At 39.1% G+C, this 18,184-nt stretch carries 15 protein-coding genes; 10 read left to right on the top strand and 5 right to left on the bottom strand.

The genetic code is table 11. The features are described 5' to 3' along the window. Positions 1–13: 13 nt before the first annotated feature. Entirely contained in the window at positions 14–607 is a 594-nt protein-coding gene (locus PL8927_RS16300; RefSeq protein WP_083623556.1) for a PAP/fibrillin family protein, read from the bottom strand. A gap of 152 nt (positions 608–759) precedes the next feature. Here PL8927_RS16300 and PL8927_RS16295 point away from each other — a divergent pair, with 152 nt between their 5' ends. The 7 genes from PL8927_RS16295 to PL8927_RS16265 all read left to right on the top strand — a co-directional run bounded on the left by PL8927_RS16295 (position 760) and on the right by PL8927_RS16265 (position 9,995). Next, a complete protein-coding gene (locus tag PL8927_RS16295) occupies positions 760–1,005 on the top strand; it encodes a DUF3134 domain-containing protein (RefSeq protein ID WP_083623554.1) in 246 nt (81 codons plus the stop codon). A 94-nt stretch (positions 1,006–1,099) separates the two neighbouring features. After that, a complete protein-coding gene (mraY, locus tag PL8927_RS16290) occupies positions 1,100–2,206 on the top strand; it encodes a phospho-N-acetylmuramoyl-pentapeptide-transferase (protein WP_083623552.1) in 1,107 nt (368 codons plus the stop codon). Positions 2,207–2,247: 41 nt separating this feature from the next. Beyond that, complete coding sequence (locus tag PL8927_RS16285) at positions 2,248–3,174, top strand: glycosyltransferase (protein WP_083623550.1); 927 nt, start codon at positions 2,248–2,250, stop codon at positions 3,172–3,174. Positions 3,175–3,325: 151 nt separating this feature from the next. After that, positions 3,326–4,135 carry a PD-(D/E)XK nuclease family protein gene (locus PL8927_RS16280; protein WP_083623548.1) on the top strand — a complete coding sequence of 270 codons (810 nt, stop codon included), beginning with the start codon at positions 3,326–3,328 and terminating at the stop codon, positions 4,133–4,135. 60 nt (positions 4,136–4,195) lie between these two features. Continuing rightward, a complete protein-coding gene (gene recJ, locus PL8927_RS16275) occupies positions 4,196–6,580 on the top strand; it encodes a single-stranded-DNA-specific exonuclease RecJ (protein ID WP_083623547.1) in 2,385 nt (794 codons plus the stop codon). Between the two features lie 80 nt (positions 6,581–6,660). Next, positions 6,661–8,712 carry a serine/threonine phosphatase gene (locus PL8927_RS16270; protein WP_083623542.1) on the top strand — a complete coding sequence of 684 codons (2,052 nt, stop codon included), beginning with the start codon at positions 6,661–6,663 and terminating at the stop codon, positions 8,710–8,712. 71 nt (positions 8,713–8,783) lie between these two features. Continuing rightward, positions 8,784–9,995 (top strand): protein kinase domain-containing protein, encoded by a 1,212-nt coding sequence (locus tag PL8927_RS16265; RefSeq protein ID WP_083623539.1) that lies wholly within the window; start codon positions 8,784–8,786, stop codon positions 9,993–9,995. Between the two features lie 163 nt (positions 9,996–10,158). On the opposite strand, the gene PL8927_RS16260 is transcribed toward PL8927_RS16265, so the two are convergent. After that, positions 10,159–10,383 carry a DUF4327 family protein gene (locus tag PL8927_RS16260; RefSeq protein ID WP_072721045.1) on the bottom strand — a complete coding sequence of 75 codons (225 nt, stop codon included), beginning with the start codon at positions 10,381–10,383 and terminating at the stop codon, positions 10,159–10,161. Between the two features lie 786 nt (positions 10,384–11,169). Beyond that, a complete protein-coding gene (locus PL8927_RS16255; RefSeq protein WP_156093215.1) occupies positions 11,170–11,793 on the bottom strand; it encodes a hypothetical protein in 624 nt (207 codons plus the stop codon). Positions 11,794–11,931: 138 nt separating this feature from the next. On the opposite strand from PL8927_RS16255, the gene PL8927_RS16250 reads away from it, so the two are divergent. Together PL8927_RS16250 and PL8927_RS16245 are read left to right on the top strand one after the other, a co-directional pair. Then, on the top strand, positions 11,932–12,792 hold the full coding sequence (locus PL8927_RS16250) for an EndoU domain-containing protein (RefSeq protein ID WP_083623534.1): 861 nt from the start codon (positions 11,932–11,934) through the stop codon (positions 12,790–12,792). A 126-nt stretch (positions 12,793–12,918) separates the two neighbouring features. After that, a complete protein-coding gene (locus PL8927_RS16245; protein WP_083623531.1) occupies positions 12,919–14,292 on the top strand; it encodes a 2-succinylbenzoate--CoA ligase in 1,374 nt (457 codons plus the stop codon). On the opposite strand, the gene PL8927_RS16240 is transcribed toward PL8927_RS16245, so the two are convergent. Beyond that, positions 14,270–14,686 carry a DoxX family protein gene (locus PL8927_RS16240; protein ID WP_231506038.1) on the bottom strand — a complete coding sequence of 139 codons (417 nt, stop codon included), beginning with the start codon at positions 14,684–14,686 and terminating at the stop codon, positions 14,270–14,272. The genes PL8927_RS16245 and PL8927_RS16240 overlap by 23 nt on opposite strands. Before the next feature lie 182 nt (positions 14,687–14,868). Then, a complete protein-coding gene (gene menA, locus PL8927_RS16235; protein WP_083623527.1) occupies positions 14,869–15,768 on the bottom strand; it encodes a 2-carboxy-1,4-naphthoquinone phytyltransferase in 900 nt (299 codons plus the stop codon). Positions 15,769–16,423: 655 nt separating this feature from the next. Here menA and PL8927_RS16230 point away from each other — a divergent pair. After that, positions 16,424–17,881: an isochorismate synthase gene (locus PL8927_RS16230; protein WP_083623525.1), complete on the top strand. Its 1,458-nt coding sequence runs from the start codon at positions 16,424–16,426 to the stop codon at positions 17,879–17,881. Positions 17,882–18,184: the final 303 nt, after the last annotated feature.

Raw genomic sequence — 18,184 nt, 5'->3', positions numbered from 1 at the left:
ATAAACCTGGAAATTAAACAACTTTTGTTAATACAAACACACTCCCAACATTTCCCCGTCCGATTCTTAAATCTTCATCTAAATAGGTAATATCTAACCAGCCTTGTTGCTCACGAGCTTTTAAATTAAAATCAATCGCAATAAATTTTTTACCGCTTTCAATATCCGTAATAAAAGGATTAGGAGATTGATAGCCAATGAAGCGTTGAGAACCGATAATAAACCGATTAAATTTAACATTGACTCGTTTATCTGAAACCGGTTCAAATTCTGCCGCGACACTAACTAATCCTTCTAATAAGGGTAAACTTTGAACTTCCGCAATATTATAAACCTTCTGATCCGCAACCCGAATACATTGATAAATTTGCCCTAATTTTAACAACGGAAACCGACCAATTCCTAATAATTCATCGCTACTGGTATACAAGAGTCGCCAATTTCCCTCTAACAGTTGAGGTACTTCTAGGGGTCGAGGGTTGGGGTTGAAGTCCTCCAGTTGAGTAATAGCTGATAAAATCGCCGCTTTATCGGTTTCAGTGGCGAGTAACCCTCGATTTTTACCCGCAATCATTTCTAAGAGGGTGGCTTTTTTTTGATTAATCATAATTTTAACTTATAGTTAATTAATTATTTGTTAGTTTTTTTAAATCTATAAAACTCAAAATAGATTTAAAAATTATGATACCGTCCATAATCAATAATTGTGTAAAATTACATTAAGTCTAACGCACTTCTATTTGACACCTGAAACTAAAAATGCTCAATCCATCGTTACGCGAAATCCCTGTCCATGAACCTGCTGACGTGATTCCTTCTAAGCAAGAAATTTCACTTTTGGCTTGGTTAGAATCAACGGGACGTCTGATCGCGCGGGATACCCCCAGTGGTGAAGTCACTGACTACTTGGATGAGGAGGAGGAAATCTCGGAACTCATGTCCGTTGATGACTCCGTTTATGATGATGATGATGATGATGATGCTGAGGATTTATTAGAAGGCTAGAAAGACAGACGGGGGAATTGTCATGGTGTGACTGAAACCCTTTGTCCTATTTTCAGTCTTTTGAAATTGTGGTGTTGAGGATTAAATTTTTTCTGTGGATAGCAAATTTTCTTCGGCTAAATCATTCAATTTATCGGGACAAACATTGTTGTTATTCCTGAGTTTAGGGTTGAGTGTGTTCGCCTTTAGTTTAGATGGGGTGAATGACCATTTATTCCAAATTCAAGGGTCATTGTTTTTGCCTTGGTTTGTTTGTACGGTTGCGGTTTCTGCGTTGGGACATTGGGTAATTCCGATGTTAGTCCGAATTAAAGCCGGACAATTTATTCGAGAAGATGGCCCCCAAGCGCATTTACAAAAAGCCGGAACTCCAACGATGGGAGGCGTCTTTTTTATTCCGGTTGGAGTTGCGATCGCCTTAATTTTAACTCAATTTAATCCGAATATAATTGCGGTTTCTGCCTTAACTTTGGCTTATGGATTTATTGGTTGGTTGGATGACTGGCAGATTTTAAGACGTAAATCCAATAAAGGGATTTCTCCTAAAATGAAATTGGCGTTGCAAGTTGGTTTTGCGACGCTATTTTGTTTTTGGTTACTCGCCACTCAATCGGCAACTATAACAACCGTTGCTTTACCATTAGGATTAGCAATTCCCCTCGGATTATTATTCTGGCCATTAGCAATATTTGTGCAAGTTGCTGAGAGTAACGCTACCAATTTAACTGATGGTGTTGATGGTTTAATGGCAGGGTTAGGCGCGATCGCATTTTTGGGTTTAGGTGCTTATTTAGCCCCCACCGCACCGGAATTAACCACCTTTTGTGCTTGTATGAGTGGCAGTTGTTTAGGGTTTGTCACCCATAACCGTAACCCAGCAAAAGTGTTTATGGGAGATACGGGAGCTTTAGCATTAGGAGGAGCTTTTGCAACAGTAGCCTTATTAACCAATAGTTTGTGGGTGTTATTAATTATCAGTGGAATTTTCTTGGTTGAAACCCTATCTGTAATTGCTCAAGTTAGCTATTATAAAGCTACAAAAAACTCCGAAGGAGTGGGAAAACGTCTGTTAAAAATGGCTCCGTTGCATCACCATTTAGAATTATCAGGATGGCAAGAAACCCAAGTTGTGGGTAGTTTTTATGTGATTAATGCTATTTTAGTATTAATCAGTCTTATCCTCGGCTATTCATCAACCTAGATAACCCCAAATATTCCTCTTTCCCTACACCCACCCTGATCATGACTAACCTTTCTGTTGTTATCCCCGTTTATAATGGTGAGATAGATTTACCGGATTTAATTCAATGTTTGCGCTTACAAACCTATCCGGTAGATCAAGTAGAATATTTATTAGTGGATAATAATAGTCAGGATAATTCTGTGGCGATGGTACAGGAGTTAGCGGCTGGTTCTTCAATTAATATTCGATCACTATCAGAAAATAAGATTCAAAGTTCTTATGCTGCTCGTAATGCAGGAATTCGAGCCGCAATGGGTGAAATTATTGTTTTTACAGATATGGATTGTAGACCAGAATCCCAATGGTTAGAGGAATTAATTAAACCCTTTTCTAATAAAAATATCGGTTTAGTTGCAGGTGAAATTATAGCCTTACCCAGTCAAAATTTATTAGAAAAGTATGCCGATAAACAAGAGACTTTATCTCAAAAACATACTTTAAATAATGCTTTTTTACCCTACGGTCAAACCGCTAATTTAGCAATTCGTCGCCTTATTTTTGAACAGGTGGGTTTATTTCGTCCCTATTTAACAACTGGGGGGGATGCGGATATCTGTTGGCGCATTCAACAACAAAGCGATTATCAATTAGAATTTGCACCCCAAGCAACGGTTAAACACCGTCATCGGTCTACCTTCAAAGCCTTACAAAGTCAATGGCGACGTTATGGGGAATCTAATCGTTATTTGCATGAACTTCATGGGATTAATTTAATGCAAGAATTAACCCCTTCTGATTATGTTTATCGTTTAGGACGTTGGATTTTCAAAGAATTACCTCTCGGTAGCATAAAACTGTTGATGGGAAAAGCGGAAATCGTGGATTTAGTCAGTACCCCAATTTCGTTATTAAATGGAAGCGATCGCTTCAAAGGACAACAACAAGCGAAATTATCTAAACAAGCTGAATGGATTGAACATCTCTAAGGAAAAACCGATTAAATTTGAAACGTTATTCAGGAAATATTCGCCAATCATATTACTTAACATAAGTCTAATTTTAGGAGGAATCATCGCAACCGTTTTCACCCTTTTCAGGTGATAATTCAAAGTAGACCTGTTTGTTGATCAAATCGCCATGACTCGATTTAGACTGTCTCAACAACACTTAAATTTGTTGTCTCTGTGTCCCCGAAAATTTCAATATACCTATTTAGATCAATTGGTTTCACCCATTTCTCCAGAGGATGAAGAACGTATCGCTTGGGGAAGTCAATTTCACCTATTGATGCAGCAACATGAGTTAGGATTACCTGTAGAGCCCTTACTTACCGAAGATGCCGAATTACAACGTTGTTATACTGAATTTTTAACCGTTGCATCGGATATTTTTAGTGTAGATTCTGAAAATTCAACCTGCCTTTTTCGAGAAGCAGAACATTATCGTAGTTTAAATTTTAAGGATGATTTATTAGTTGTTATTTATGATTTAATTAAAGCCGAGGAACAACAGGCGCAAATTTTTGATTGGAAAACCTATCCTCGACCTCAAAATCACCAAATTTTAGAACAAAGTTGGCAAACTCGTTTATATCTTTATACTTTAGTCGAAACCAGTCAATATTTACCCGAACAAGTTTCGATGACCTATTGGTTTGTCAAGTCTCCTCAGAAAAAACCTCCTCAATCTTTATATTTTCCCTATAATAAACAACAACATCAAAAAAATCACGAGGATTTAACCCAACTTGTTGATCAATTTCATCAGAATTTAGATTGTTATCAACAAGGTGAACCTTTTCCCCAAGTTGATATTAATCAAGGATGTTGTAAATCCTGTCAATTTGCCATCCGTTGTCAACGAGTTCCTGAAGAATTATCTCTTTCTCAACCCTTAGAGGCTATAAATTTATATAATATTGATCAAATTCAAGAGGTTACAATTTAAGGGAATAATCTTTTTTCCCTGTTCCCTGTTCCCTGTTCCCTGTTCCCTGTTCCCTGCTATATGTGGCAAATTCAACCCAATTTAGATATTCCTGAGTGGATGATTCCTATCATTCAAGAGTATGCACCTCAAATTTCAGGAAAATATATTGCTCAATTATTATTAAATAGAGGAATAAAAACCCCTGAACAATTAATCGGGTTTTTAAATCCTCAATGCTATCAACCTGCGAGTCCTTTTGAATTTGGCATTGAGATCGAAAGGGCAATAGATCGATTAATTTTAGCCCGAAATCGTCAAGAAATTGTCATAATTTGGGGGGATTTTGATGCCGATGGCATTACGGCAACTTCTGTATTATGGGATGGATTAGGACAATTTTTTAATCGAGAAAATCAGCAATTATCTTATTATATCCCCAACAGATTAACGGAATCTCATGGGTTAAATTGTGCCGGAATTGATCAATTATATCACCAGGGATGTCAGTTAATTGTTACTTGTGATACTGGAAGTACAAACTTAAAAGAAATTGAATATGCTAACCAATTAGGCATTGATATTATTGTTACCGATCATCATACTTTACTTGAAGAAAGACCTCCGGTTATTGCGATTATTAATCCCCGTTATTTATCCCCAGATCATCCTTTATATCATTTATCAGGAGTTGCGGTTGCTTATAAATTAATTGAAGCTTTATATGAAACCTTACCCCATATTCCCCAACGTCCCTTAGAAGATTTATTAGATTTAGTTGCGATTGGTTTAATTGCCGATTTAGTTCAACTCAAAGGAGATTGTCGATATTTAGCTCAAGTTGGAATCGAAAAATTACAACAACAATTGCATAAACCTACCCGTCCAGGGGTCGCTAAACTGTTAGATTTATGTAAACGAACAGGCGATCGCCCAACGGATATTTCCTTTGGTCTTGGCCCCAGAATTAACGCTGTGAGTCGCATTTATGGGGATGCTAAATTCTGTGTTGAATTGCTAACGAGCCGAGATCAAAAACGCTGTCAACAATTAGCCTTAGAAACCGAATTAGCCAATACTCGCCGCAAAGCATTACAACAGGATGTTACCCGTGATGTCACGGCAAAATTAAGAAAAATTGACCTATCCACAACCCAGGTAATTGTATTATCCGATGCTCAATGGCCGGGAGGCGTTTTAGGTTTAGTGGCCGGTCAAGTGGCTCAAATATACTGCCGACCGACGATTTTATTAAGTACAGAAGGAACCCTTGATTTAGGCAGTTATGAGGATCAAAATCAGCAAGATTTAGAAGTTAAATTAGCTAGAGGTTCGGCTCGATCTGTTAATCAAATTGATCTCTATGAATTAGTCAAAAGTCAATCCCATCTTTTACATCAATTTGGGGGTCATCCCTTAGCAGCCGGGTTAAGTTTACCGATCAAAAATCTTCCGATATTTATTGATGCGATTAATCGCCAAATGCGAGAACAATTAGAATCGAGTTTAGAGGAAGTGGGTCAACGAAATATTGAAATTGATTTAGTTTGTACCGTTTCAGAATTAGGATTTGATTTATTTCAAGAGTTAAAACTCTTAGAACCCTGTGGAATGGGAAATCCGGTTCCTAAAATATTAATTCAAAATTGTTGGTTTGTTAATCCTTGGCATTCTTTAGAACAAGATTTAAGAGGGCGAAAAGTTCAATATATTAAAACTACTTTTGAACTCTGGGACAAGTCCACCTCAACGGGATTTTCGGGGGTTTGGTGGGGACATTATAAAGATGACTTACCCGATGGACGATGGGATATTATTGTGGAACTGGATTTTAATACTTTTAAAAAACAATATGAGATTCGCTTATTAGAGTTACGTTCTGCTCAAGATCACGCTCCTCTATCGTCAATTAATCTTGCTGATCACCCAATTTTAGATTATCGAAATCAAAACCTTGATGAAATTTTATCTGATTCTGGAATAAGTGAAAATTCATTAATTCTCAAAGACTGTCCGACTTGCTGGGAAGATTTACAAGCTTGGTTTCGACGTGCTTATATTCAAAAACGACCCTTAGCGATCGCTTATACGATACCCGAATTATTACCTCCTCAAAAAATTTGGGAACAACTGATCGGAATTGCTAAATATCTCAGTCGTACCCATCAACCCGTTACTCGTCAACAACTCCGAACTCAATTAAATTTAGGAGAAATCCCCCTAAAAATTGGTTTTGAAAGCTTAAAATTATTAGGATTTAAGATAGAATATCGAGATCATGCCTTTTATATCACCTGGCAAAATTCACAAACTTTAAATTCTTCCCCAACCCTGGCTGAATTAATCCCAACCTTCTTAGCTACCGTTCAAGAAGAACAGTTTCGCCGCCAATATTTTTGTCATATTCCTCTATCGACTCTGGAATCAATCGCTGTTCAAACCATTAGAAATGAAGGATTTCAGTGAATTGATGCTATTATAGACTTAACTATAAATAAAAAGCCCTCCTACAAAGACGTGGCTTTAAACCCATTTTTTTGGTAACTATGGTTGTTTGTCCCCAGTGTCAATTTGAAAACCCCAATCTCAACAAGTTTTGTCAACGCTGTGGTACTTCTCTCACCCAGAAACCTTGTCCTGAATGTGGAACAACGGTTCCCTTGGATACGCTTCAATGTCAAAACTGCGGGACATTAACCGGAACGGTTTATCTAGCGGTGGTTCTCCCTTCGTCTTTAGCTACTTCTCAACCTGAACCCGCCGCCGAGTCCTTAAATAATGACCATTTAGAGGGGGCTAACACAGCCTCTGACCCTACCGCCGAATCGGTTTTAGATCGGATTGATACCGAACCCCCCGCCTCCCTTCCAGACGCTCAGGAGCCAGATTCAACCCCATCCCCAGATCAACCCGGAGAAGAAATTTTCTCCCCAACAGACCTCGAATCCATCACCATTCCGGCTAAGGATGCCCTGGAACCCCCCCAAGAGCTACCCCCCGACCCCCCCGGTATTGAACCCCTGGAACAGCCCAGTGAGGCTTATTTAGACCCCCAGGAACGTTATCAACTTTTAGACCCTCTCCCCCCCCTAAAAGCGGGTGAAACTCTCACTGTTAAGGTTTTAGATACTCAACCGTTGCAGGTTTCCCCGTTAAAAGCTTTACAAGACCAAACTTCTACCCCCTCAAATCCAGAGGTAGAGACGTTTATTATTGCGGCGGCTCAACCCTATTTTTCCTTAACCTCTCAAAAGCCGAACTATTTCCCTCGGTTACAAGATGCTTGGGAAAATCCATCTTATAGTGTGATTCTATTAGAAAATTTTGCTGATTTTCCCCTATTATCTGACCTGTGGAGTAACAGAAAAACTACACCCCAACAAATTGTTTATTGGTTAGGGGATTTAGTTGAATTGTGGGTATTGTTAGAACCTTGGGGCTGTCGTCAAAGTTTACTAGAAATCTCAAATTTACGAGTCTTTTCTCAAAATTCTCAACAGTTATGTTTACAACAACTGTATTTTGAAAAGCTTGATGATCCCCTGAATTTATCAGATTTAGGGCGAATGTGGCAGGAGTTATTTCAACAATCTCAACGAACTTTGGTCGGTTCCTTAACAGAAGTATTACGGGATTTAATTGAAGGAAAAACTCAAACCGTTGAACAACTCCGAACCGATTTAATGGTCGTTTTAGATGAAATTAATTTTCCCTCTACCTCGACTCCTCTACAAGCAGACTGTCAGGAACTCCCCAAACCCTCTTTAAATCAGGCTCCAACGGTGATTCCAGTTCAACAACTCAGACATTTAGAAGCCATTGGACGCACGGATGTTGGACGTCAACGCGATCATAATGAAGACTGTTTTGGCATGGAAACCCACATCAAGATTCAAGAAACCCCCAGGGGACAGATATTGTCAGCACGGGGTTTATATATTCTTTGTGATGGCATGGGAGGACACGCCGGAGGAGAAGTGGCGAGTCAAATGGCCGTTGATACCCTGAAGAACTATTTCCAAAATCAAGGTTTACAAGCACTTCCGACGGAGGAAACTTTACAAGATGCCATTTTACAAGCCAACGCAGCGATTTATACTGAAAATCAACAAGGGGTACGTTCCGGGAGTGGCCGCATGGGAACTACATTAGTGATGGCGCTAGTGGTTAATCATCAAGTCGCCGTTGCCCATGTTGGTGATAGTCGATTATATCGTTTAACCCGCAAACAAGGGTTACAACAAATTACCGTTGATCATGAAGTTGGACAACGAGAAATTCAACGGGGAATTGATCCCGCTCTCGCCTATTCTCGCCCCGATGCCTATCAGTTAACACAAGCATTAGGCCCTAGAGAACAACAGTTTGTTCACCCCGATATTCAATTTTTGGAAATCGAGGAAGATACAGTTTTAATATTAGCCTCCGATGGTTTAACCGATCATGATGTCCTCGAAAGATTCCGTGAAACTCAGCTTGACCCTTTATTAAATCCTGAAACCGATTTAGCCACAGGAGTAGACGATTTAATTGCTTTGGGTAATCAATATAATGGTCACGATAATATTACGGCTGTTGTGGTTCGAGCTTGGGTGTAGGTGGGTGTCGGGTGTCGGGGAAGAATACAGCCAATAGTCAACAGCCAACAGTCAACCGCTAACCATAATCAATGCTAACCCTAACGTTGTTAGATCCCCAACAAAAAACGCCCCTGAGACAGTGGACATTTGCACAGGAAGCAATTATCCGCATTGGACGAGCAGCAGATAATCAGGTTGTCATTGTTGATCCCTTAGTCTCCCGGTATCATCTGGAGTTACATCATCCCTCAGACGAAACCCAGAGTTCTCCTTGGTTAATCGTGAGTAAGGGAACCAATGGTACTTTTATTAATGGTATTCTCACGACTCAGGGATTAGTGGGAGATGGAGCTTTAATTGAATTGGCCAAAGGTGGCCCTCTATTACAAGTTAAACTCCAAGCCAGCGTGATTGTGATTCCAGCTAACGCCCCTGCTTGTAACCATGAGGGCAACACGGGGGGAAATCTATTTTGTATCCATTGTGGGTTTCCAATTCAGGTAGAACGCACGGTACGACAATATCAAGTGTTGAGAACCATCGGACGAGGAGGGATGGGAACAACAACTTTGGCGTGGGACTCCACCACCGCCAAATCTGCCGTGCCTGTTGTCGTCGTTCTCAAAGAAATGAACGCGGATATGGCACAAATTGCCAAAGCGCAAGAATTATTTGAACGAGAAGCCCGTACCCTAAAAGCCTTAAACCATCCGGGTATTCCCAAGTTTTACGACTTTTTCGTGGAAGAGGGTAAAAAATATTTAGTGATGGAAATGATCCATGGAACGGATCTCGAACAGTACATCCATCAACGGGGGCCAGTGATTCCCCAACAAGCCATTCAGTGGATGATGCAAACCTGTGAGGTATTGGACTATATTCACTCACTCGATCCGCCCATTATCCACCGAGATATCAAACCTGCCAATTTACTCTTGCGACGACGAGATCACCGCATTGTGGTTTTGGACTTTGGAGCCGTGAAAGAAATTGGAACCCCTCCGGGAACCCGAATTGGTGCAGAAGGATACAGCGCTCCTGAACAGGATCGGGGACAACCGATGATCCAGTCGGACTTATATGCGATCGGTACAACGTTAATTTTTTTACTGACCGCCGAAACACCCTTAAAATTTTATGGCAAACGGGGGAATAGTTATGGTTTTGAACTCGATAACGTTCCCACGATTACACCGCAACTGCGAAAAGTTATTGAACAAGCCACAGAATATCGACCCAAAGATCGGTATCAAACGGCTTCAGATCTATCTCAAGCTTTAGCCCATTGCCTAAATTCATGAAATCATGAGGAACAATTACGCAAAGGAAGGGGAAAGGGCAATGGACTAAAAGCTTATAGAAAGAAATACAAAACTTGAAACAGCAGATTTAATTTAATTACAGGGTAAATTCGAGATTGAGTGCAGACCGACTGACATCAGGAAGGGTTTGAGAAATAGGCTTCTACTCTTCGTCTTCATCCCAGGCTTCAACGGCTAATAACTCGCTGATGGGATCTTGCATGGAGAAACCAAACTCTAACAATTCCTGCTTCCAAAATTTCCATTCATCGCCATAGAGAAGGGCAATTTTCCACAGACTCTCGGAAGGTTTGATAATGTCAGACTTGACCAGGGAATGCACCTGACGTTGAAACTTATCCATCGGGTGTATAACCTTTTGGCTCATAATACCTCTTAAGTTGTTCTAATTCTAAAGTGTTAACGCTTTCCCGCCTGAACGTTTGCCTTTGCGTAGATGGTCGATGCCGTTAAAAGCAACTTCCTCATTTTTCAATATAGCATAAGCTGGGAAAAATGGAATCTTTTTTTGCAAAATCCAGGGGTTGATTCCAGTAACGAAGGAGGAAGGGTTCCTGCTTGTATTCGTCTGAGTGCCTTCAGCAGCAGGATTAAGGGATCGGATTGACCCTTAGATCCAATGGGTGCTCCCGCCTCAGAGGACTGAAATCCTCAAAATTCCCTTGAACTGAATTCAGGATTACAACGTCAGGGTCACTGGATAGGAAAATTTTTTCCCTAGAAAATTGACATTGCAGCCCTAATTCCAGATCGGGAAAAATTGCTCTAATCTGACTCTGGAGCCTATCATAATTGGGAAAAGCATTGACTGTAATCCCTATATGGACAGATTAAATTTACAGCAACTCTCAGGAGATCCGCCGATGCTACTTACGTTTTGAATACAAGGGGAACGCTGTGAAATTTCAGGTGTAGCTCAACAATAATACTGCTAATCCGGTACAGATCATCTTTCTTGTTGTTGCTTCTGTTGTAGCCTATTTTTGGAGAGTTGTAACCAATTTTTTTAGGGTATAGCAGTCGCGCCGGGGGTGTTAGGACATAGACTGATGCTAAAACCGCGCCCAGAGAACTCTTTTCCTGCGATGTTCCCTGTTCCCTGTTCCCTGTTCCCTCCTACAAAAGGATAAAATTGGCCAGGAACTCTCTCTAACTAATCCGTATCGGTAATACATAATACCCAAATTTGAGAGTTTCGCTTATCAACTCCGAACCAAGTTACATCCCAAGCCACATCAGCAAACCACTCTGTCCAAGGTTCTTGAGAAATATACATCTGAATTTCATCATAACGACTCTGAAACAGGGCCTCACAGAATTTCATCCCTAAATCCTTGGCTTGTTTCGCTGTCCCTTGAAATTCTTCATACGCACCCCCAAATACTAAAATTTCTCCTAATTCTCCATCCAGGGTGAAGGCGCTCGTATCGTCGGTTAAATCTAAGGACGTTGCTAAGGGGGTTTCAATTTCTAAAGCTGATAAACCATCCATCACCGAGGGTAAGGTAACAAATTGTTCAAAAAAATTAATTTCATTCAGTAAATCTCGTGAACCAAACCACTCTAAGACGGGATGAGGAGAAAGTTGAAACCGAGCAAATTCTGCACCTCCATTTTGATGTGTTTTTCGTAACTGTTTTAAGAGTTCATCAACAGCAGGGTCTTTTAAGGGAATAGATACAACTTCTAATTCCTGCCACATTTGTTCAATCTCTTCCTCGGAAGGACGGTGTTGCTCTCGATTGGGGACTAACATTAACTCAGATCTCCAGATCACAATATTTTTCTACACTTTACTGGAATCTTTAAAAAATCACAATATGAAGCGGAAAAATATTATAAAAATTAATAAAATCCAATCGGATTTAACGGTACTTTTAGTGATATTACTTTAACCGAACAACCCTAGGAGAATATGGCTAAATTTTTCATCAAAACACCGAGTCATCTGGGAACTAAACTATTAAATTGGATGGGCAGATTCACGGGATTAACTCTATTACTATTTCTTAATCTTTTCCCGAATGCTGCTATTGCCAGTTATTCCCCTAAATCGGAATTTTTACCTTTTTTTGATACCGTTAATAATCCGGTTTCTGTAGCGGTCGGAGGTCAACAAGATTTAACCCCAGTTCCTCCCCGTTTAAATGAATTTGATCAAGCGGTTAATAAAATTTGTGGTTTACCAGGAAATGTAGTTAGTCCGACTGAGTTTAAAATGATGATCAAACAGTTTCCGGGTGTATTCGCTAATATTAAACAGAATGTCGGAGGCTTTATTATTTCTGGGCGAACTTCTAATCAAGAATTCCTGGATGATTTTACTAATGCTTGGTTTGTTGTCAAGGGATTTGATCACGTTTTCTGTGGAGAACTGGATTATCAAGAAATCGGAGGATTACACTATGTCGGACGTTATTTAGACTTACAAAATAAAAAATTAGCCGGACGTTTACCGAATTCTGATTATCGGGCGGAAGTTCTTCCGGGTGCGGTTTATTCTATGGGAGTTGTGATGAAAGTACGCAATCAATTAGTCCAATCTCCTTTTAAGGGATATGCCTATACTTTGAATGCGGAAGAAATATTAACTATTGCTACTAAAGCTTTTAAAAATAACTCCGTTAATCACCCTCAAACTAATGCTTGTTTGCTCAGAATAACGGATAATGGAAAAACGTTTACTAATGTTTTTGTTTCTAAAAATAGAGGAATTCGCACCTTTTATAGTGATGTGACTCCTGATTATAAAAAAGAGCCTGTTTGTAAGCGTTAGTAAAAATTTGGGATTTTCATGTACTTAGGGTGATACTTTTTAATATTCAAAGTTATCCGGGTTAAGGCGATGCCATAAACTCACGCTTAAGGCTTACTTAAGGGGAGATTTAGGAAAATATTTAATATGAATTTAATCGATGAAATTAACAAAAAAAATCTGATTTTTTTAAACAACAAAGAATCTTTCGTAGATATTTGTAAAACTCAATTAAACGATCTTAATCAATGGATTAATTCAAATAAAAATTATCCCAAAATTTTACTATCTGAATCTGATCCTATTTTATTTTTATCGGCTTTTGTGGCTGCGGTGACAGCAAAATGTCCGGTATTTTTATGTAATCCCCATTGGGGAGAACAAGAATGGATGCAAGTTTATCAATTAGTTCAACCTAATTTATTAATATCTCAAGGTCAAATCTCAGATTATCAAAACCCCTGCAATAATAATCATGAAATTCTCCAAAATTTGATTATGATTCCCACCGGAGGAACGTCAGGAAACATTAAGTTTGCTGTTCATACTTGGGAAACCTTAACGGCTTCAGTTCGAGGTGTTCAAGAGTATTTTCAAACTTCTACTATTGATTCTTTTTGTACTTTACCGCTTTATCATGTTAGTGGATTAATGCAGTGGATGCGATCGCTTTTAACAGATGGACAATTAATTATTACATCCTTTAAAACTGTAGAAGCAGAAGACTGGATTAATTTTAATCCTACTGATTATTTTATCTCCTTAGTTCCGACCCAACTCCAGCGTTTATTACAACATCCCTCCTTAATTGATTGGTTATCTCAATTTCAGGGAATATTATTAGGAGGAGCACCGCCTTGGTTAGACTTATTAGAACAAAGTCGTTTCCATCAAATTCCTCTCGCCTTAACCTATGGAATGACAGAAACCGCCTCCCAAATTGTCACCTTAAAACCTTCGGATTTTTTATCAGGGAATAATAGCTCTGGAAAGGTTTTACCCCATGCTCAAATTAAAATTTATGATGAAAATCAAGAAGAATTAAAACTTAATCAACCGGGACTAATTAAAATTGAATCAGATGCTTTAATGTTAGGATATTATCAGGAGAATTTTGACCCTCAATTGCGAATTAATTGTTTTATACCGGATGATTTAGGCTATTGGGATAAACAGGGATATTTAACATTAGTGGGGAGACAGAGTAATAAAATTATTACTGGGGGAGAAAATGTATTTCCTTCCGAAGTAGAAATGGTGATTCGTTCTACGGGTTTAGTTGAAGATATTTGTGTGATTGGAAAACCGGATCAATACTGGGGTGAAATCGTGGTTGCGGTGTATGTTTCTGGCTTTAAACAGGTTAATCTGGTGGATTTAAAACAGGCAATTATCGGAAAATTATCTAAATTCAAACATCCTAAATTATGGATTTCTTTAGAACAATTACCTCGCAATTCCCAGGGAAAATTAAATCAAAAACTGATTCAAGAATGGGTTAGGGATTATCAGGATCAGTAAAATCAGTATTACTCATGGTAATATGTTCATCAACACTCACTGGCCCAGCACCAAAATAGGTAATCATCAGTAACCCGCCCATAATGGATAAATTTTTGAAGAAATCAATTTTTTCTGAAGGTGCATCCCAAAAATTATGAAACACTAAAGTTGTCGGAATTAAGAATAGAATTAAAAGCCAAGCCCCCCAACGAGTTTGATAACCAACAACTAAAGATAATCCTCCTAAAATTTGAACAATAATGGTTCCTACTAATAATACAGCCGCAAACGGTAATCCTTTTTCTGCCATCAGGGTTTGAGTATTAGCAAAATCAAAGATTTTATTAACCGCAGCGTGGATGAAAATTGTTGCTAAAAATGTCCGTCCTATTAACGGAATAAATTGCATCATCATTTAACCTCTATTGATAACAGGGAACAGGGAACAGGGAACAGGGAACAGGGAACAGGGAACAGGGAATGAGTTTGCTGGATTTAGAAGTGTCCTCACTGTAATGTGTAGTGCTATATAACCTGGAATTTTTTGGGGTGGGCTTTGCCCACCCAAACAATAAATTATAAAGGGTGGTTCATTTAATGCAAAATCAACCCCACTCCTAATAATAAGCTACTCCAAAATTGTAGAGAAATCGCAATAAATTTGCAATTGCTGACTAAGTTGGGTTGGTTATGATATTGGCTGACATGACGACAGAGTTTAATAGCCGAGGGAATAGCAACAAAGCTGAGTAACGTCCAAATGGGTAAAATTCCTAAGAGTACAAATCCACCCGTGAGCACAAAAATACTCCCACAAACCCCAGGTAAAAGTTTTGCACCCCGTTCGGTTCCTAAGCGAACAATTGGGGACTTTTTACCCGCTAAAATATCATCTTCCACTTGATGAAAATGGGAACAAAATAGAACTAAGGTGATTGGAATTGCCACAATAATTGATGTGAGTAAACAAACCCACGACCAGCTTTGAGTTTGACTATAATAGGCGGCAGAAACCCCCAACGGCCCAAAGGCAAAGAAACATAAAAATTCTCCTAATCCTTGATAACCTAAACGAAAAGGAGGCCCTTGATATAAATAGCCCAACCCACAACAAAGGAGAATTAACCCTAAAACCGTTAAATCATTTTGCCACCAACAAATTGCTAATAAACCTAAAATGGCTAAGGCTAAACAACCATTGCCTATTGCCAAAACAAATAATTTATTTCCGGTTAAATTGACTAAAGAATGATGTTTGTTTTTGTCAATTCCAGTTTCTGAGTCAAATACATCATTCAGAAGGTTTTCCCAAGCTAAAATTAAAATAGCGGCGGTCATGAAGGTACTAAAAATCTTCCAATTGATTGTAGAAGTTTCAAATACAGCAACAGCAGTACCCACCCAAATCGGCATAATTGCCACACTATACATCGGAGGCTTAATTGCCGCTAACCATAATTTATTTTTTGATGCTGTAATCAATTCTGTGGTCATAGCAAGAAGATTTAAAACGATGACATCCTATAATTCAACACATTTTTAACCCATCAAACCCCTAGAATTTTGCCTTCTAACTTCCCTCGAATGAAAGGTGCTAGACGGCCTAATTATGATTCTTTGTCCCCCAGGTCTGACTGGCTTATTGTCCCATAAGAATAACTGATCACGGTAGAGAACTCCACACCATCGGGACAAGAGGTTGTCGGTCAATACTTGTAGGGGCGGGGGAACCCAAAGCGTGTCAACTTAAGGCTAGAAGTAGGCGCTCAAACCCGAATTCACGCGCTATCTGATTCCCAGTCAATGATCCCCCCTCTTAACAAGAGGAGATCCAAGTCCCCCTTTTTAAGGGGGATTTAGGGGGATCTAATCTCGGCTGTAATCACGGGTTTTCGGCTTAAGTTGACGGACTTTGGGGGGAACCCCACCCCTACCGGTCAACGGTCAACGGTCAACCGCCAACGGTCAACACCCGACCCCTGCTATATATAAACTTTTTTTACAGACTGAAGGGAAGATTTTTACAAGAGAGATTATGAATAAAGGGTAAATCGCTGGGAAAGTCGTTAAGTTATATTACGATAACAGAAGTTAACGATTTTTCGGTAATACTTTTCCCTGTTCTAACCTTTTCTTGTTCGTTTTTTATATGCCAGTTTTTCCTTCTGCAACCCCGTTATTGCAAGATCGCCAAGAACTGCATCGCTTTTTGTTAGAGTTTCAGCATCATGGATTACAAGACTATCAGACTAAAATTCTGAGTATTGCTCATGAAATTCAATGGATTGATCCTTTAGCAGTTTTACAGGAGTTTTATCATCCGAATTTAATTCATTTTTATTTTGAGAAACCTCAACTTGAGGAGTCCTTTGTGGCGGTTGATACGGCTCTTAAATTTACGACGACCGGAAAGGATAGATTTTTGGAAGCGCAAAACTTTATTCAATCTTGTTTAGATAAAACCGTTATTATTGGTTCCAAAAATAGTAATTTACCTAAACCTTATTTTTGTTGTAGTTTTACCTTTTTTGATCAACATTTTAATTCTAATTTATCGCTTCATCAAGAGGCGGTTCATTTTCCGCCGACTACCATATTTTTACCCAAATGGCAAGTAATTAGAAAAAAGAATCGCTGCATTTTAATTGTTAATATTGTTTTAAAGAAAAACTCTAAAATTGAAAATATTTTGAGTGATGTTTGGTATAAAAGTCAACAAATTAATGCCTTAGAAAAAACCTCGATTCTTTCGGTTGCTTGTGAAATACCTAGTTTATTATTAACAAAACAAGTAGAAACTGATCCCAAACCCTATTTACAGTTTAAACAGTCTGTTCATTCGGCTTTAGATTTAATTCAAGCTAAATCTTTAAAGAAATTAGTCCTCTCTCAACCGATTGATGTGGTTTCTAAAAAGCCATTTAATCTGATTAATTCTTTAAATAATTTACGATTTCTATATCCAGATTGTTATATCTTTTCAACCGCAAATGGTAAGGGTCAACAATTTATTGGAGCCAGTCCAGAACGGTTAATTAGTCTAAAAAATCAGGAGTTAATCACCGATGCACTAGCGGGTTCAGCACCTCGCGGCAAAACTCCCCTGGAAGATATTAATTTAGGTCAAGAATTACTGAACAGTGAAAAAAATCTGCGCGAACATCAAGTGGTGGTAGATTTTATTGTTGAACGGTTATTAAGTTTAGGGTTAACTCCTAATTTAACAAGTTTACCTCGGTTAAGACAACTTACCAATATTCAACACCTATGGACTCCAATTCAATGTCAAGTTTCTGCGAATATTCATCTGTTGGAAATCTTAGCACAATTGCACCCAACTCCGGCTGTGGCGGGAACTCCTAGGGATATTGCTCAACAACAAATTCATCATTATGAAACCTTTGATCGTTCCCTTTATGCGGCTCCCATTGGTTGGATTGATCATCAAGGAAATGGAGAGTTTGTTGTGGGAATTCGTTCGGCTTTATTAGATGGAAATCGTGCTAGACTCTATGCTGGAGCCGGAATTGTTGCTGGGTCAGAACCGGAAAAAGAACTCGCTGAAATTCAGTTGAAATTACAAGCTTTATTAAGAGCGTTAGTTTAATTGTTGTTATCGGTTGTAGGGGCGGGTTCCGAGACGAGCTTTAATGATCAGTAATTATCTCCCTAAACCCGCTTTCTTTCTTCTGAGCAGCGATCGCTTTTTAGATCCGAGAATGAAACAGCCCTGGGCCTTAATCAAGGGGGANTAATCAACAATTAAACCGTAGGGGCGGGTTCCGAGACGAGCTTTAATGATCAGTAATTATCTCCCTAAACCCGCCCTTTCTTCTTCTGAGCAGCGATCGCATTTTAGATCCGACTTTGAAACAGCCCTGGGGGTATCCCCCCGCCCGTACCCATCAAC

Source organism: Planktothrix serta PCC 8927 (genome assembly GCF_900010725.2).
GTDB lineage: Bacteria > Cyanobacteriota > Cyanobacteriia > Cyanobacteriales > Microcoleaceae > Planktothrix > Planktothrix serta.
Note: the sequence above shows the minus strand (reverse complement) of the source record. Positions and strands in the feature narration are given on the sequence as shown.

Excerpts from the sequence above, each read along its gene's own strand:
- PL8927_RS16295 (WP_083623554.1), top strand. The coding sequence starts at position 760 with ATGCTCAATCCATCGTTACGCGAAATCCCTGTCCATGAACCTGCTGAC.
- PL8927_RS16270 (WP_083623542.1), top strand. The coding sequence starts at position 6,661 with ATGGTTGTTTGTCCCCAGTGTCAATTTGAAAACCCCAATCTCAACAAG.
- PL8927_RS16240 (WP_231506038.1), bottom strand. The coding sequence starts at position 14,686 with ATGATGCAATTTATTCCGTTAATAGGACGGACATTTTTAGCAACAATT.
- PL8927_RS16260 (WP_072721045.1), bottom strand. The coding sequence starts at position 10,383 with ATGAGCCAAAAGGTTATACACCCGATGGATAAGTTTCAACGTCAGGTG.
- PL8927_RS16265 (WP_083623539.1), top strand. The coding sequence starts at position 8,784 with ATGCTAACCCTAACGTTGTTAGATCCCCAACAAAAAACGCCCCTGAGA.
- PL8927_RS16230 (WP_083623525.1), top strand. The coding sequence starts at position 16,424 with ATGCCAGTTTTTCCTTCTGCAACCCCGTTATTGCAAGATCGCCAAGAA.
- PL8927_RS16250 (WP_083623534.1), top strand. The coding sequence starts at position 11,932 with ATGGCTAAATTTTTCATCAAAACACCGAGTCATCTGGGAACTAAACTA.
- menA (WP_083623527.1), bottom strand. The coding sequence starts at position 15,768 with ATGACCACAGAATTGATTACAGCATCAAAAAATAAATTATGGTTAGCG.
- PL8927_RS16285 (WP_083623550.1), top strand. The coding sequence starts at position 2,248 with ATGACTAACCTTTCTGTTGTTATCCCCGTTTATAATGGTGAGATAGAT.
- recJ (WP_083623547.1), top strand. The coding sequence starts at position 4,196 with ATGTGGCAAATTCAACCCAATTTAGATATTCCTGAGTGGATGATTCCT.
- PL8927_RS16300 (WP_083623556.1), bottom strand. The coding sequence starts at position 607 with ATGATTAATCAAAAAAAAGCCACCCTCTTAGAAATGATTGCGGGTAAA.
- PL8927_RS16245 (WP_083623531.1), top strand. The coding sequence starts at position 12,919 with ATGAATTTAATCGATGAAATTAACAAAAAAAATCTGATTTTTTTAAAC.
- PL8927_RS16280 (WP_083623548.1), top strand. The coding sequence starts at position 3,326 with ATGACTCGATTTAGACTGTCTCAACAACACTTAAATTTGTTGTCTCTG.